General features: G+C 67.8%; 11 protein-coding genes. 6 read left to right on the top strand and 5 right to left on the bottom strand.

From position 1 onward, the window contains the following. Window positions 1-40 precede the first annotated feature (40 nt). Window positions 41-4,495, bottom strand: coding sequence for a glutamate synthase large subunit (gene gltB, locus ACSYAO_RS00320; protein WP_049461555.1), 4,455 nt, complete (start codon window positions 4,493-4,495; stop codon window positions 41-43). A 174-nt stretch (window positions 4,496-4,669) separates the two neighbouring features. Beyond that, window positions 4,670-5,059, bottom strand: coding sequence for an I78 family peptidase inhibitor (locus ACSYAO_RS00325; protein WP_005407509.1), 390 nt, complete (start codon window positions 5,057-5,059; stop codon window positions 4,670-4,672). 111 nt (window positions 5,060-5,170) lie between these two features. Between ACSYAO_RS00325 and ACSYAO_RS00330 the strand changes: the two genes are divergently transcribed. After that, window positions 5,171-6,226, top strand: coding sequence for a DNA topoisomerase IB (locus tag ACSYAO_RS00330; RefSeq protein WP_049461556.1), 1,056 nt, complete (start codon window positions 5,171-5,173; stop codon window positions 6,224-6,226). Here the strand turns inward: ACSYAO_RS00330 and ACSYAO_RS00335 are convergent. Further along, window positions 6,204-6,512: a hypothetical protein gene (locus ACSYAO_RS00335; RefSeq protein ID WP_005407511.1), complete on the bottom strand. Its 309-nt coding sequence runs from the start codon at window positions 6,510-6,512 to the stop codon at window positions 6,204-6,206. The two genes, ACSYAO_RS00330 and ACSYAO_RS00335, sit on opposite strands and share 23 nt — an antisense overlap. A gap of 195 nt (window positions 6,513-6,707) precedes the next feature. Between ACSYAO_RS00335 and ACSYAO_RS00340 the strand changes: the two genes are divergently transcribed. Next, window positions 6,708-7,814, top strand: coding sequence for an SDR family oxidoreductase (locus tag ACSYAO_RS00340; RefSeq protein ID WP_049461557.1), 1,107 nt, complete (start codon window positions 6,708-6,710; stop codon window positions 7,812-7,814). A gap of 72 nt (window positions 7,815-7,886) precedes the next feature. Here ACSYAO_RS00340 and ACSYAO_RS00345 read toward each other — a convergent pair whose 3' ends face one another. Both ACSYAO_RS00345 and ACSYAO_RS00350 read right to left on the bottom strand, forming a co-directional pair. Further along, a complete protein-coding gene (locus tag ACSYAO_RS00345; protein WP_049461573.1) occupies window positions 7,887-8,954 on the bottom strand; it encodes a serine hydrolase domain-containing protein in 1,068 nt (355 codons plus the stop codon). Window positions 8,955-9,098: 144 nt separating this feature from the next. After that, complete coding sequence (locus ACSYAO_RS00350; RefSeq protein WP_049461558.1) at window positions 9,099-10,046, bottom strand: helix-turn-helix transcriptional regulator; 948 nt, start codon at window positions 10,044-10,046, stop codon at window positions 9,099-9,101. 127 nt (window positions 10,047-10,173) lie between these two features. Here ACSYAO_RS00350 and ACSYAO_RS00355 point away from each other — a divergent pair, with 127 nt between their 5' ends. The 4 genes from ACSYAO_RS00355 to ACSYAO_RS00370 all read left to right on the top strand — a co-directional run bounded on the left by ACSYAO_RS00355 (window position 10,174) and on the right by ACSYAO_RS00370 (window position 14,543). After that, the gene (locus ACSYAO_RS00355) at window positions 10,174-10,566 is read left to right on the top strand and encodes a hypothetical protein (RefSeq protein ID WP_223224697.1); all 393 of its coding nucleotides are present in this window, start codon (window positions 10,174-10,176) and stop codon (window positions 10,564-10,566) included. Then, window positions 10,556-11,776: an MFS transporter gene (locus tag ACSYAO_RS00360; RefSeq protein ID WP_049461559.1), complete on the top strand. Its 1,221-nt coding sequence runs from the start codon at window positions 10,556-10,558 to the stop codon at window positions 11,774-11,776. Before ACSYAO_RS00355 ends, ACSYAO_RS00360 begins: the two co-directional genes overlap by 11 nt. A 17-nt stretch (window positions 11,777-11,793) precedes the next feature. Beyond that, entirely contained in the window at window positions 11,794-14,049 is a 2,256-nt protein-coding gene (locus tag ACSYAO_RS00365; protein WP_049461560.1) for a TonB-dependent receptor, read from the top strand. A gap of 107 nt (window positions 14,050-14,156) precedes the next feature. Next, window positions 14,157-14,543 carry a BlaI/MecI/CopY family transcriptional regulator gene (locus tag ACSYAO_RS00370; protein WP_004133922.1) on the top strand — a complete coding sequence of 129 codons (387 nt, stop codon included), beginning with the start codon at window positions 14,157-14,159 and terminating at the stop codon, window positions 14,541-14,543. The last annotated feature ends 3 nt before the right edge of the window (window positions 14,544-14,546 follow it).

The raw sequence follows: 14,546 nt of genomic DNA on the forward strand, positions 1-14,546 counted from the left end.
TACGTGATCCTGGGATGCCGGCCAGCGGCCGGCACTACCGTTACGCGGCGCGTCGCAGGGTTTCGGTCAGCGACTCGATGCTGGCGGCCTTCGGTTTGACCAGCCAGAACTTGCCGATGTAGTCGCGGAACTCGTCCAGGATCTGCTGCGCCCAGATGCTGCCGGTCAGCTCGCGATGGCGGCCGATCAGGCGGTGCAGGTGCTGGCGGTAGTTCTCGAAGCCTTCGGCGGAGACGCGATGGATGTCGATCAGTTCGTGGTTGTAGCGGTCGACGAAATCGCGGTCGACGTCCAGCACGTAGGCCAGGCCACCGGTGAAACCGGCACCGAAGTTCAGGCCGACCTTGCCCAGCACCAGCACCACGCCATCAGTCATGTACTCGCAGCAGTGGTCACCGGCGCCTTCCACCACCGCCAGCGCGCCGGAATTGCGCACGGCGAAACGTTCGCCGGCACGACCGGCAGCGAACAGTTCACCGCCGGTGGCACCGTACAGGCAGGTGTTGCCGATGATCGCGGTGCTGCGTGCCTCGAAGCGGGCGCCGCGCGGCGGACGCACCACCAGTCGGCCGCCGGCCATGCCCTTGCCGACGTAGTCGTTGGCTTCGCCTTCCACTTCCAGGTGCAGGCCACCGACGTTGAACGCGCCGAAGCTCTGCCCGGCACTGCCGCGGAAACGCAGTTCCAGCGGCGCCTCGGCCATGCCCTGGTTGCCGTGTGCGCGCGCCACCGCACCGGCCAGGCGGGTGCCGATGCTGCGGTCGGTGTTGTGGATCAGGAAGCGGTGTTCGCCACCGCGCTTGTGTTCGATGGCCGGGGCCAGCAGGCCGTCCATCTGCGTGGCCAGGCTGTCCGGCGATTCGTACAGGCGCTGCGCCGCACAGTGACTGCCCTCGTAGCGGGCATCGGCCAGCAGGCGTGACAGGTCCACGCGCACGCCGTCGCGCGGCGCCGCCTCGATCTGCCGCAGCAGGTCGGTGCGGCCTACGATTTCTTCCAGCGAACGCGCACCCAGGTACGACAGCCAGCCACGCACTTCCTCGGCCAGCAGGCGGAAGAAGTTCTCCACGCGCTCGGGCTGGCCGGTGAAGTGGTTCTCGCGCAGGCGCTCGTCCTGGGTGGCCACGCCGGTGGCGCAGTTGTTGAGGTGGCAGATGCGCAGGTACTTGCAGCCCAGCACGATCATCGGCGCGGTGCCGAAGCCGAAGCTGTCCGCGCCCAGCAGCGCGGCCTTGACTACGTCCAGGCCGGTCTTCAGGCCGCCGTCGGTCTGCAGCAGGGTGCGCCCGCGCAGATCGTTGGCCAGCAGCGCCTGGTGCGCTTCGGCCACGCCCAGTTCCCACGGTACGCCGGCATAGCGGATCGAGCTGACCGGCGAGGCGCCGGTGCCGCCGTCGTGGCCGGAGATGGTGATCAGGTCCGCACCGGCCTTGACCACGCCGGCGGCGATCGTGCCGACACCGGCATGGCTGACCAGCTTCACCGACACCAGCGCGGTCGGGTTGACCTGCTTGAGGTCGTAGATCAGCTGCGCCAGGTCTTCGATGGAATAGATGTCGTGGTGCGGCGGCGGCGAGATCAGGCCGATGCCTGGACGCGCATAGCGCAGCCGCGCGATCAGCTCGTTGACCTTGTGCCCAGGCAGCTGGCCGCCTTCGCCGGGCTTGGCGCCCTGCGCGACCTTGATCTGCAGCACTTCGGCATTGACCAGGTATTCGGCGGTGACGCCGAAGCGGCCCGAGGCCACCTGCTTGATCTTGCTGCGCTTGGCGGTGCCATAGCGGGCGGGATCCTCACCGCCTTCGCCGGAATTGCTGCGACCACCGAGGCGATTCATCGCAATCGCCAGCGCCTCGTGTGCCTCAGGGGACAGTGCACCCAGGCTGATCGCCGCGGTATCGAAGCGCGGAAACAGCTCGCTGGCCGGCGCCACGTCATCGAGTGGTGTCGGCGCAGCGGCCGGCACCAGTTCCAGCAGGTCGCGCAGTGCCGACGGCGGACGCGCGTGCACGGCATCGCAGTACTGCTGCCAGGCACGCGGATCGCCGCTGCGCGCCGCGCGCTGCAGGGTGGTCACCACGTCCGGGTTGTACATGTGGTACTCGCCGCCGTGCACGTACTTCAGCAGGCCGCCGACATCCACGTCCTGCTGCGCATCCCAGGCCTGCGCGCACAGCTCGCGTGCGTCGGCATCCAGGCGCGCGAAACCGGCACCGCCGATGCGCGAAGCGGTATCCGGGAAGCACAGGTCCACGACTTCCGGTTCCAGGCCGATGATCTCGAACAGCTGCGCGCCGCGGTAGCTGGCCACGGTACAGATGCCCATCTTCGAGATGATCTTCGACAGGCCCTTGTAGACGCCCTTGCGGTAGCGGCGGCCGATCTGCGACTGCTCACCGCCCTTGCTGAGCTTGAGGATGCCGCGTCGGCCCAGGTCGAACAGGGTCTGGTAGGCCAGGTACGGGTACACCGCGGTAGCGCCGAAGCCGAGCAGGCAGGCCATGTGGTGCGGGTCGCGCGCGGTGCCGGTCTCGACGATGAGATTCACGTCGCAGCGCAGGCCCAGCCGCGAGAGGTGGTGGTGGATGGCGCTGGTGGCGAGCAGGGCATGCACCATCGGCCGCCCGGCCACCGGGTAGCGGTCGGACAGCAGCAGCATCACCATGCCCTCGCGCGCGGCCTGTTCGGCCTCGGCACAGATGCGCTCGATGCCGGCGCGCAGGCCCTCGTCTTCGCTGTAGGACAGGTCGAGCAGGCGGTTGGCCTGCACGTACTGGTCCATCTTCAGCAGCTGGCGCAGCTTGCGCTGGCTCAGTACCGGCGAGTTGAGGATGACGTGGTTCACCGTCTCCGGGCCGGCATGGAAGATGTTGGTCTCCTTGCCGAGCTGGGTGGACAGCGACATCGCGCAGTCTTCGCGCAGCGGGTCGATCGGCGGGTTGGTGACCTGCGCGAAGGCCTGGCGGAAATAGTCGTACAGCGGGCGGCTGCGCTGGCTCAGCACCGCCATCGGCGTGTCGTCGCCCATCGAACCGGTGGCTTCCTGCTCGGTCTCGGCCAAGGGCCGCAGCACCTGCTCCACTTCCTCGCTGCTGAGCTGGTAGAGCTTGTGGTAGCTGCGCAGGGTGCCTTCGTCGAAGGGTTCCTCCACCAGCGACGGGTCGATCAGTTCGGTCTGCAGGTAGGTCACGCCCTGCTGCAGCCACTGCTTGTACGGCGCGCGGCCACGGTTGATGCGGTCCACCGCGTCGGAGTCGAGCAGGTCGCCGCGCTTGAGGTCGATGGCGATCATCTCGCCGGGGCCGAGCTTGCCCTTGCGCACCACGCGCTCGGTTGGCACTTCCCAGACGCCGGCCTCGGAGGCGACCAGGAAGTGGCGGTCGGCGGTCAGCATCCAGCGCGCCGGGCGCAGGCCGTTGCGGTCCAGCGTACACACCGCATAGCGGCTGTCGCAGGCAACGATGCCGGCCGGGCCATCCCATGGCTCGCTGTTCAGGCCGTGGAACTCGTAGAACGCGGCCAGGTCCGGGTCCTTGAACTCCAGCGACTGGGTGGCGGGCGGCACCAGGATGCGAAGCGCCTGGATCAGCTCCATGCCACCGGCGACCATCAGTTCCAGCATGTTGTCCAGGCTCTGCGAATCCGAGCCGTGCATGGAGATCACCGGGTCGAATTCGGCGATGTCAAAGCGCGGCGTCTTCCACACCTTGCTGCGCGCCTGCGCCCAGCGACGATTGCCCTCGATGGTGTTGATCTCGCCGTTGTGGGCGAGCATGCGGAACGGGTGGGCGAGCGGCCAGCGCGGCAGCGTGTTGGTCGAGAAGCGCTGGTGGAACACGATCGCACTGGAGGCCAGCTCGCGGCGCTGCAGGTCCGGGAAGAAGCGGCTGAGCTTGTCCGGCAGCACCATGCCCTTGTAGCTGATCGCATCCGGGGTGAGGGTGGTGACGTAGAAGTCGGCGTGTTCGCGCAGCTGCTGTTCGCTGCGGCGACGGGCCAGGAACAGCGCCAGCGCGAAGCCGGCATCGTCCTGGCCGATGCCGGCGTCGACGAACACCTGCTCGATGCGCGGCAACGTGTCGCGCGCCAGCTGGCCGCAGACGCTGTCATCGGTGGGCACCTCGCGCCAGCCGGCGACCTTGCAGCCCACCGCTTCCACCTGCGCCTGCAGCTGCGCGCGGCAGGCCTGCGCCGCGTCGGCGTCGTGCGGCAGGAACACCAGGCCGGCGGCGAAGCGTGCGGAGACCGCGATGCCGGCTTCGCTGGCCAGCAGTTTCAGGAACGCATCGGGGCGGCGCAGCAGCAGGCCGCAGCCATCACCGGTCAGGCCATCGGCGGCGACACCGCCACGGTGGGTCATGCGCGAAAGCGCGGCGATGGCGGTATCAACCAACAGGCGCGATGGTTGATCGTCGAGCTGGGCGACCATGCCAAATCCACAGGCATCGCGCTCGGAGCGCGGGTCGTAAAGCCCTTGGCGGTTGCGTGGGGCCATCTCTACCTCGATGCGTATAGGGTTGGCGGCGACACTCGTCCCCGCTCATTCCCTGGAGCGCATCGTGAGGCCACCGGATGCCTCGACTAGATCACAGGTTGCTGCAACGCCGCAATACACGGTTGCAGGTGCAACGGAACGCGCCGGCAACCCAGTGCCGGCGCGGGGCGGGACTCAGCCGCAACGCACGCCGCTGACGGCGCCCTTGTCGTCCACTTCGATGTTCAGGCGGTCGCCGAGGAACTCCATCGTGGCCACGTCGTTGGGCTTGAGCACGCGCACCTGGCTGGCACCTGCATCTTCCTGTGCCTGCTTGCCGAGGGCATCGGTGTAGGCCTGGCCGACCAGGCTCTGTACCTGGCTGGCATCGCAGGTGCCGACCGGCGGAGCCTCGGTGGCCTTGCCGGCGTCGTCGGCCGGCGCCTTGGCTGCTTCGGCGGCCTGCTGGGCGTGGGCGGTGGCCGAATCCTGTTCATCCAGCGCCGGTGCCTGGCAGGCGGTCAGGGCCAGCACGGCCGGCAGCAACAGGGCGGAGAGCGAACGGGCGCGAATCGGGAACGACATCATGACTCCGGAAGGGGTTGTGAAGACCCGAGCATAGCGGCGAACCGGCCCTCACGTGTTTGTCTTGTGTTATCGACAGGATCGCGGCATGGCGACGGCGACACTGGAGGCATGCCAACTCCCTCCACCCCCGAACGACAGGCAGCGCGCGCGGCCGGCCTGCGCTATGTCGACGACACCCAGCCGGGCATCAGCCGGCGCCGCGCCGGCAAGGGCTTCAGCTACCGCGATGCTGATGGCCACGCGATACGCGACGCCACCACCCTGCAACGCATCCGCGCACTGGCGATCCCACCGGCCTACACCGCGGTGTGGATCTGCGCCCATGCCAACGGCCACCTGCAGGCCACCGGTCGTGATGCGCGCGGTCGCAAGCAGTACCGTTACCACCCCGATTGGGCCAGGGAGCGCGATGCCGGCAAGTTCGACCGCATCATCGCCTTTGGCGAGGCGTTGCCTACGCTGCGGCGGCGGCTGTCGCGGGATCTCAAGCGCCCCGGTTTCCCGAAGGAAAAGGTGCTGGCCATGGTGGTCGCGCTGTTGGCGGACACGCTGGTGCGGGTCGGCAATGAGACCTATGCGCAGCAGAACCGTTCGTTCGGACTGACTACACTGCGAAACCGGCATCTGGAGCTGCTGCGCGGTGGCCGCGTGCGCATGCGCTTCCGTGGCAAGTCCGGGCAGCTGCAGGAGGTCACCGTGGGCGACCGCAGGCTGGGGCTGCTGGTGCGGCGGCTGCAGCAGCTGCCGGGGCAGGCCCTGTTCCAGTACCGCGATGACGACGGCGCGCTGCAGCCGGTCGACTCCGGCGCGGTGAACGACTACCTGCGCGAGGTGATGGGCGAGGACTTCACTGCCAAGGATTTCCGCACCTGGGGCGGGACGGTTGCGGCGGTGCAGGCGTTTGCCGCCACCGAACTGCCGGAACCGGCCAGCCAGCGCGCGCTGGTGCAGGCGCAGCGCGCGGTGGTGTGCGAAGTGGCGTCGCTGTTGGGCAATACCCCGGCGGTGTGCCGCAAGGCCTACATCGACCCGTGCGTGTTCGCCGGCTGGGAGCGCGGCGAACTGGCCACGCTGGCCGGCCTGCGTGGGCCGCGCCAGTGGGAACAGGCGACCCTGCGCGTGCTGCGCAGGGCGCGCCGGCTCAGCCGCAGTAGATCGCGGTGATGTTGTTGGTGCGTCCCTTTTCGATGGTCAGGCGGTCGCCGCCTTCGCTGGCCGGCGGCACCCGCGGGCCGTCGTGGCGCAGTACCCGTACGTGCAGGCTGTCGCTGTCCACCCGTGCGCGTGCGACGGTGGCGTCCGACGCGGCCAGGCCAAGTGCGCCGCGCACCCTGTCGCTGTGGCACTGGCCGGAAATCACACCGTCGATCGGCTGTACCTGGGCCACCGGTGTGCTGCTGCAGGCGGCGAGGGCAAAGCAGACGGCGGCGGTGGCGATGGCGTGTTTCATGGAGGCGTTCCTTGTGTGATTGCGTGCAGGGTGCGACGGCGCACGTGGTGGCGGAATGAATGCCGTGCACATCGTGGACACGGCGCGCTCACCGCCGCCAACAGCGTGGGTGGAGACACTGCAGGAGCGGCAAGGGCCGCCCCCGGTAGTGCCGGCCGCTGGCCGGCAGCCCCTTTCCCTCCCGAGGAGACCTGCATGGCCACCACCAAGAAAGCCCCCGTCCGCCGCAAAGCCTCGCCCAAGGTGCGCAAAGGCAGCGCCGCAAGCAAGACTGTCGCCGCCCCCGATCGCCCGCGCGTGGTGAAGACCGCCACCCGTAAGGCGGCCGCCAGCGATCCACGCGCAGCGCGCGTCGCGGCCCGGCAGCGGCGCCTGCAGGACCAGGAGAAGGCCAAGGACGTGCGCGCGGCAAAAAAAGCAACGAAGAAGACCGCGACCCAGGCCGGGGCGCGCCGGCAACCGGAGGCGATGCCGGCGCAGCAGCTGGCCAAGCCCGGGCATGAACACGAACTGGAGCTGGCGCCGCGTTTCCTTGCACCGGATTACACCGGCAGCGGCAAGCTGCAGGGCATGCGTGCGATCGTCACCGGTGGCGATTCCGGCATTGGCCGTGCAGTGGCGGTGCTGTTCGCACGCGAAGGCGCCGATGTGGCGGTACTGCACCTGGACGAGGCTGAGGACGCGGACATCACCCGCCAGCACGTGGAGCGCGAAGGCGGCCGCTGCGTGGTGATCGCCGGCGACGTGCGCGATCCGCGCTTCTGCAACAAGGCGGTCAAGCAGGTGGCCAAGGCGTTCGGCGGCATCGACATCCTGGTCAACAATGCCGCGTTCCAGCTGCATTGCGCGCGGCTGGAAGACCTGGAAGACGCGCATCTGCAGGAAACCCTGCAGACCAACATCGGCGGTTACATACAGATGGCGCGCGCGGTACTGCCGCATCTGGGCGAGGGTGCCAGCATCATCAACACAGGATCGGAAACGGGAATCTTCGGCAGCAAGGCGCTGATCGATTACTCGGCCACCAAGGGCGCGATCCATGCGTTCACCAAATCGCTGGCGAGCCAATTGCTACCACGTGGCATCCGGGTCAACTGCGTGGCGCCGGGACCGGTGTGGACGCCGCTGAACCCGGCCGACAAGCCGGCGGAGGACGTGGCGGAGTTCGGCAAGGACAGCGACATGGGGCGGCCCGCACAGCCTGAAGAACTGTCGCCGGCCTATGTATTCCTGGCCTCGCCGGTCTGTGCCAGCTACATCAGCGGGGTGATCCTGCCGGTGATGGGCGGGCCGCACGGCTGACGCACCGATTCTGCCGGAAATGGCCGTCGGCGCGGCCGATGCTCCGGTAGTGCCGGCCGCTGGCCGGCAGCCTCAGGGCACGGTCACCGCAGGCGCATAGAGATCGGCAATGCGCGGAATGAACTGCTGTGGATTGGCACCGACCAGATTGGTCAGCGCCACCACCGCCACGCCGCGGTCGGGGTAGACGATGAAGGCCGATCGCGCGCCACCGATGCCGGCCACCTGCAGGTCGGGCGATGCGCGCAGCACCGGCCAGCCGCCCGCCCATGGGCCGGCACGGCCATCGGTGAGGCGCTCTGCGGTCCACATCCTCTTCCGAGCTGCATCCTGAAGCAGGCGCCCGTCGGTCAACGCGACCAGCCAGCGCGCGGTGTCATCGGCGGTGGTGAGGATGCCACCACCGGCCCACAGTGAAGGCGGAATGTCGTAGAACCAGTGCGACAGGCGCGCCGGTGCATCGGCTGCGTCGGTGGCACGCGGGGCCAGGCTGTACATCGTCGCCGCATCCGGAATCAGGTCGTAGCTGTCGCCGAAGGTGGTGCGGGCCATGCGCGCGCTGCTGAACTGGCCGGTGGCGAGGAAACGTTCGTAGGGCATGCCGGATTGCTGCGCGATGATCCGTGCCAGCAGTACGTAGTTGGTCTGGTTGTAGGCGAAGCGCTGCCCGGGTGCGGCTTCGACCGGCCGCGCAGTGACGGCTGTCCACGCCTGCGCTTCGGAGCCACCACCCAACAGCCCGTTCGCATCAAGGATGTCCGGAAGGCCTGAGGTATGCGCAAGCAACTGGCGTACGCGTACGTCTCTCCACGCTGGTGGAAGATCATCCAGGTAACGCGAGGCCGGCGCGTCCAGATCCAGCTGCCCCTGCTGGGCCAGCTGCGCGGCAGCCACGCCGGTGAACGCCTTGGTGGCCGAATTGAGCGGAAAGCGGGTGTCGCGCGAGGCAAGCACACCGTTCTCGACATTGGCCAGGCCGTAGGCCTCGGACAACACGATCTGCCCGTCTTTGATCACCGCGACCTGCAGCCCGGGAATGCGCTGCTCCAGCATGATCTGGCGGATCAGGCGGCGGGTCTGGTCGTTGGCCTGGTCCTGGCTGGCGGAGATGGCGGCGAAGGGCAGGGCAGTGATGAGCATGAGCATGACTCGAAGCGTTGGGCGGAACATGCGGGATTCCGGCGGGGCGTCGAGGATCGGATGCAGCGGGTGCGTAAAAGGTTTAAGCAGTACCTGCGCTGCGTGGCAGGTACTGGTTGTGCGCGCGGGGCGTGCCTGCTGCGGCTAGCGGATCCGGGAAGGAGACCTTCCGAACTGCCGCTTGAACGCGGCACTGAAGCTGCTGGTATGGGCGTACCCGGCCACGCTGGCCGCCACGTCCACTGACACCCGTCGTTGCAGCAGGGCATCGTGCGCCCGTTGCAGGCGCAGTGCACGCAGCCAGGCGGCGATGCTGCTGCCGTGCAGCTGCTGGAAGGCGCTTTGCAGGTCGACGGCGTTGGTACCCAGCCTGCGCGCCATCTGGTTGATGGTCAGGCCATCGGCTTCGCCGCTCTGCAGCCACTGTTGTAACTGGTCCACGCAACGCCGCAGATGTGCGCTGGGGGCAGGCGCCTCGCGTTCGGCGATCACGGATCGAACCACGCTGGCCGCGACTTCCAGCGCAAAGCTCTCGCGTTGCAGGTTGGCCAGCAGAGGCGGCTCCGCCGTTTCCGCCCCGAACAACGCTGCGGCCCGCCGCAGCAGTGGCGCAGGCGGTTGCCACGCCTGGTTGCGTGCGTGGCTCAGTAGCAGGCGGGTGAGTCCGGCCGATGCAATACCATCGAGCTGGCGCGACAACCAGTCCTGGCCGAGGTGCAGGCTGACCTTGGTTTCCTCACGACCCGCCTGCCAATGGCGCTGGAACGCTTCCTCCTCACGAAGGTGGACCAGCATCGCCGGGCTCCCGGTCCGGCGGCTGTCCATCTGCAGGCGCTGGTTGGCGATGACCACTTCGGCCTGCCCCTGCAGCAGGAAGCTGGCGGTGAGACCCGCAGGCAGGCAGTTCTGGCTGCGGCCGCCGACCATGTCCTGGCTGCGGCTGAGGTAGAGCACCAGGCCGCTGTCCATCGACTGCACCTGCTGCCAGCCGGCCAGCACCGGCAGCGCATCGGGGAGGCCCGATTCAAAGTCGACCCGGCCGCCCAGCGCGTGGGCGGCGCTCATCAGTTCGGCGCAGGAATAGACCTGCATGCAAGGCACCCGCGAATGCTGTCGTGCCTAAATTTTCTTTCGTCGCGCCTAAACTTTCAATGGTATTGCAAATTATTCTCATTTGCGGGGGTTCGCTGCCCCTTTCCCCTGTTCAGCAAGAAGGTCGATGGCGATGGGTCTGGTGATCAACGAGGCGGTGGTGCTGCGTGCCGTCTTCCATGGCGCGGTGGATGCGCACCAGATCCGGTACTGGCTGGACCGCGTGCAGGCGCTGATCGATGCCCACCGCCCCTTCTACTTCGTTGCCAGCACCGCGCCCGGTGCCACCTTCTGCGACGATTACCGTGCCCTGCAGGCGGTCTGGTACAAGCAGTACAAGGCCGCCTTCCGGCAGTACTGCCGGGGCCTGGTGCGCATCGCCAGCGATGCCGCCGAGCAGCAACGGCTGGACACTCCGGCGCTGCATGCGGCGTGGGCCGTGCCGTACTTCGTCACCGCCGATGCCGGCGCGGGCATGCGCTGGATTGGCGAGCACCTGGAGCAGGCTGATGCGCACTGAGCGCGCCGCCGCTTCGCCGTTCGGCCTTGGGGTGATCGTCGCGCTGTACATGGCGCATGCCTTGCCCCTGTATTTCTACAGCGTGGCGGTACCGGCCATCCTGCGCAGCCAGGGCGTGGATCTGCGCTGGATCGGCATGTTGTCGCTGCTTTACCTGCCGTGGGCGCTGAAGTTCCTGTGGGCACCACTGGTCGACCGCTGGCATCTGCCGGCCCTCGGTCGCCGCCGCAGCTGGCTGTGGCTGACCCAGCTGTTGCTGCTGGCCGGGATCCTGGTGCTGGCGTTCACCGGCCTGGATCATGGCCTGGTCGTGTTCGTGCTGGTCGGCATGTGGATCTCGACCATTGCCGCCACCCAGGACATCGCCATCGACGGCTATACCGTGGAGGCGCTGGCGCCGGCCGAGCACCGGCTGGGCAGCATGGCGCAGAGCGTGGGCGTGGCCCTGGGCAGCATGATCGGTGGCGCCGGCGTGCTGTGGCTGTATGAAACCCGCGGCTGGAGCGTGGCCCTGCTGAGCCTGGCGGCAATGAGCGCACTGACCCTGCTGGCAGTGCAGCAGATCAACGAAACGCCGGCCAGGCCCGACGCGCCGCGGCCGAGCATCCTGCGTGCGCTGCGTCGCCGCGAACTGCGCTGGGCGCTGCTGCTGATCGTGCTGTACCGGCTGGTGGAAGCGCCGGCCATGGCGATGATCAACCCGCTGCTGGTCGACCAGCAGTTCAGCCTGACCGAGATCGGGTTGCTGATCTCGGTGGGCGGCGCCGGTACCGGCATGCTGGCTGCGGTGGCCGCCGCCTGGCTGCTCAAGCAGCGCCGGGCCGAGCAATTGCTGATGCACGCTGGCTGGTGGCGCACCGTGTTGTATGTACTGCTGGCATTGATGCTTTACAGCGGTGCGATGGCATCGTCACGGTGGGGCCTGGGCGCGCTGGTGATCGCACTGCTGGCGCTGCGCTATGTGGCGATGACCAGCCTGTATGCCCTGTTCATGCGGGTCAGTTCGCGTGCCCAGGCCGGCACTGACTTCACCTTGCTGGTGTGCTTCGAGCTGCTGGTCAATTTCATCGGCGGTGCATTGTCCGGCTTCCTCGCCAAGGGCCTGGGCTACCCCATCTACTACATCGCGCTGGCGGCAGTTTCGGCGCTCGGGTTGCTGCTGTGCCGGCCGCTGATGCGCCGCTTCGCAGCACCCACGAACTCCCCCTGATACGCAACGAGGACACCATGCGGCATACCGCAGCAACCCTTCCGCTGGCGATGCTGGCGATGGCCATCAGTGGCCAGCTGGCGGCGCAGAATGCGTCCGCTACGTCCGGCACCCGGCAACTGGATGCGGTGAGTGTCACCGCCGTGCGAGGTGCACGCAGCGTGGCCGAGATCGCCGGCACCGTGTATGCCATCGAGCGCGAGCAGATTGCCCAGCAGATCACCGCCGGGCGCAGCGCCGCCGACATCCTCGGCCAGCTGGTGCCGTCGCTGGCGCCGGCCAGCGGAACCACCAGCAACTACGGCATGACCATGCGTGGCCGCAGCGTGCAGGTGATGATCGATGGCGTACCACTGACCGGCGCGCGCGATGGATCGCGCCAGCTCAACAGCATTTCGCCAACCATGATCGAGCGCATCGAGGTGATCTCCGGTGCCACCGCGCTGTATGGCGCCGGTGCCAGTGGCGGCATCATCAACATCATCACCCTTCAGCCCGGTGAGCAGCCGGTGCAGCTGGCCAGCCAGTTCGGCCTGCGCAGTCCCTCGCATCTGTCCAGTGACACGCTGGCCTGGAACGCCGCGCAGACCATGACCGTGCGCGGCGATCAGTTCAGTGGCGCGTTCGGCTTCGCCTATGGCCGGCAGGGCGCATCGCTGGATGCGCATGGCCGCCGTATCGGCCCGGAGATCGCGCAGACTGATCGGCAGGACACCGAGACCCGCGAACTCAATGCGCGCTTCGACTGGACCCCGACGGACAGCCAGCAGTTGAGCGTGGGCGTGCGCTGGTTCGACGATGAGCAGGACAGTGATCATGGCCCCGACTATGGCCCGCGCCTGGCTGCGCTGTTCAACCCTGCATTCACGCCCAGCCACCAGGCGCTGCCCGGCCTGCAGCTGGAGGCGCAGCCACGTACCCGGCACCAGGGAGTGAATGCGCAGTACCGCAACCGCGATGTACTGGGCGGGCAGGAACTGAGCGTGGAAGCCTATTACCGCAACGAGCAGGGACGCTGGTTCCCGTCGGTGTCGACGCTGGTGCACCCGGCACTGCGCGGTGGCTTCGCCTATGTGGCGATGCAGTCCAATACCGATATCGATGTGTGGGGGCTGCGCACAGCGCTGCACAAGGGTTTCGACGTGGCGGGCAGCAGCCTGCAGCTGTCGTACGGCGTGGACCACGAGCGCGAGCAGGACAGTCAGCGCGGGCAGATGTATGACATCAACCGCTTCATCGCCAGCAACGGTCTCGATTACCAGCCCACCGCGCAGTACGCGATGGGGCCGGACGTGCGCGTGGATACCACCGGCCTGTTCCTGCAGGCCGACCATTCGCTGAGTGAGCGCTTCAGCGTGCAGGCCGGCGTGCGCCACCAGATCCTGCGCAACCGCGTAGAAGACTCGCTTCCGTACACCGAAGCGATCACCGCCGATGCCGTTGCCGGGTATCAGCCGCACCTGCTGCGGGGCGGCCGCGTGCGCCACTCGCAGACCCTGTTCAATGCGGGCGTGGTGTACCGGCTGGATGCATCGCAACAGCTGTTCGCCAACGTCTCGCAGGGTTTCAGCCTGCCCGACACCCAGCGCATGCTGCGCGATGTACCGGCAAGCTTCGTCATCGACAGCCGCAACGTCGGCCCGATCAAGGTCGACAGCTATGAGCTGGGCTGGCGCCGCAGCGATGCATCGCTGCAGAGCGCGGTGACCGCGTTCTACAACCGCTCGGACAAGACCGTGCAGTTCAACCGCGACTACAGCGTGTCGGTGGCCGACACCGATGAGCGCGTGTGGGGCGTGGAGGCCAACCTGCGCTACACACCGACGGCGCAGCTGGAGCTGGGCGCAAGCCTTGCCAGCACCCGGGGCCAGTACCGCGATGCTGCCGGACGTTGGCGTGAGCTCAATGCGTTCCGCGTTTCACCCTTGAAGGCGGGTGTGCATGGGCAGTGGCGCTTCGCCAATGACAGCCTGCTGCGCTTGCAGGGACAAGTGGTGGGCGGCACCGATCGTGCCTGGCGCGATGCGCCACTCGCAGCGATCAGTCCCAGCATCCGCGCTACCCCGGCGGCGAAGATCCACGGCTATGCGGTGTTCGACCTGATCGGCGAGCTGCCGCTGGCAGGCGGCCGCTTCAGTGTCGGCATCTACAACCTGGCCGATCGTGACTACCGCACGGTCTATGGCCAGCAGGCCGAGGCGACCTACGGGAAGATGTCCAGCCTGCCCGCGGCAGGGCGCACCTTCTCGATCGGGTATCGGGTGGAGTACTGAGCCGGGCGGCGTCCCCCTACCGTTCGTCGGCCCATGACTTCCGGGGGGTTGACTACAGTTGTCGTCACGCAGAAAGTGGCGACACGTGTAGTCAAGGGAGTGGTGTCATGCGTGGCAAGACGATCGGGGACCAGGAGCTGGCCCTGCTGCAGTACATCGATGAACATGCGCCGGCCAGCGTCGGTGAGGTCGCCAGTGGCTACGGCGAGGCCCGTGGCCTGGCCCGGTCCACCGTGCTGACGATGATGGAGCGGCTGCGGGCGAAGGGGTATCTTCGTCGCCAGCAGCAGGACGGCGTCTACCGCTACCAGGCCACGCGTGGCCCGGAAAGCGTGCTGCAGGGTGCAGTGGCCCAGTTCGTCGACAACACCCTGCAGGGCTCGGTGTCGCCGTTCGTGGCCTACCTGTCGCAGCGCCAGCAGGTCAGCGACAACGAGCTGGCCGAGCTGGAAGCGCTGGTCGCCGAACTCCAATCGCGCCGCCACGAGGGCTGAGCC

Source organism: Stenotrophomonas sp. STK16_22 (assembly GCF_051984505.1).
In the GTDB taxonomy this organism is placed as follows: Bacteria; Pseudomonadota; Gammaproteobacteria; order Xanthomonadales; family Xanthomonadaceae; genus Stenotrophomonas; species Stenotrophomonas maltophilia_A.

Excerpts from the sequence above, each read along its gene's own strand:
- ACSYAO_RS00340 (WP_049461557.1), top strand. The coding sequence starts at position 6,708 with ATGGCCACCACCAAGAAAGCCCCCGTCCGCCGCAAAGCCTCGCCCAAG.
- ACSYAO_RS00355 (WP_223224697.1), top strand. The coding sequence starts at position 10,174 with ATGGCGATGGGTCTGGTGATCAACGAGGCGGTGGTGCTGCGTGCCGTC.
- ACSYAO_RS00335 (WP_005407511.1), bottom strand. The coding sequence starts at position 6,512 with ATGAAACACGCCATCGCCACCGCCGCCGTCTGCTTTGCCCTCGCCGCC.
- ACSYAO_RS00350 (WP_049461558.1), bottom strand. The coding sequence starts at position 10,046 with ATGCAGGTCTATTCCTGCGCCGAACTGATGAGCGCCGCCCACGCGCTG.
- ACSYAO_RS00330 (WP_049461556.1), top strand. The coding sequence starts at position 5,171 with ATGCCAACTCCCTCCACCCCCGAACGACAGGCAGCGCGCGCGGCCGGC.
- gltB (WP_049461555.1), bottom strand. The coding sequence starts at position 4,495 with ATGGCCCCACGCAACCGCCAAGGGCTTTACGACCCGCGCTCCGAGCGC.
- ACSYAO_RS00360 (WP_049461559.1), top strand. The coding sequence starts at position 10,556 with ATGCGCACTGAGCGCGCCGCCGCTTCGCCGTTCGGCCTTGGGGTGATC.
- ACSYAO_RS00365 (WP_049461560.1), top strand. The coding sequence starts at position 11,794 with ATGCGGCATACCGCAGCAACCCTTCCGCTGGCGATGCTGGCGATGGCC.
- ACSYAO_RS00345 (WP_049461573.1), bottom strand. The coding sequence starts at position 8,954 with ATGCTCATCACTGCCCTGCCCTTCGCCGCCATCTCCGCCAGCCAGGAC.
- ACSYAO_RS00370 (WP_004133922.1), top strand. The coding sequence starts at position 14,157 with ATGCGTGGCAAGACGATCGGGGACCAGGAGCTGGCCCTGCTGCAGTAC.
- ACSYAO_RS00325 (WP_005407509.1), bottom strand. The coding sequence starts at position 5,059 with ATGTCGTTCCCGATTCGCGCCCGTTCGCTCTCCGCCCTGTTGCTGCCG.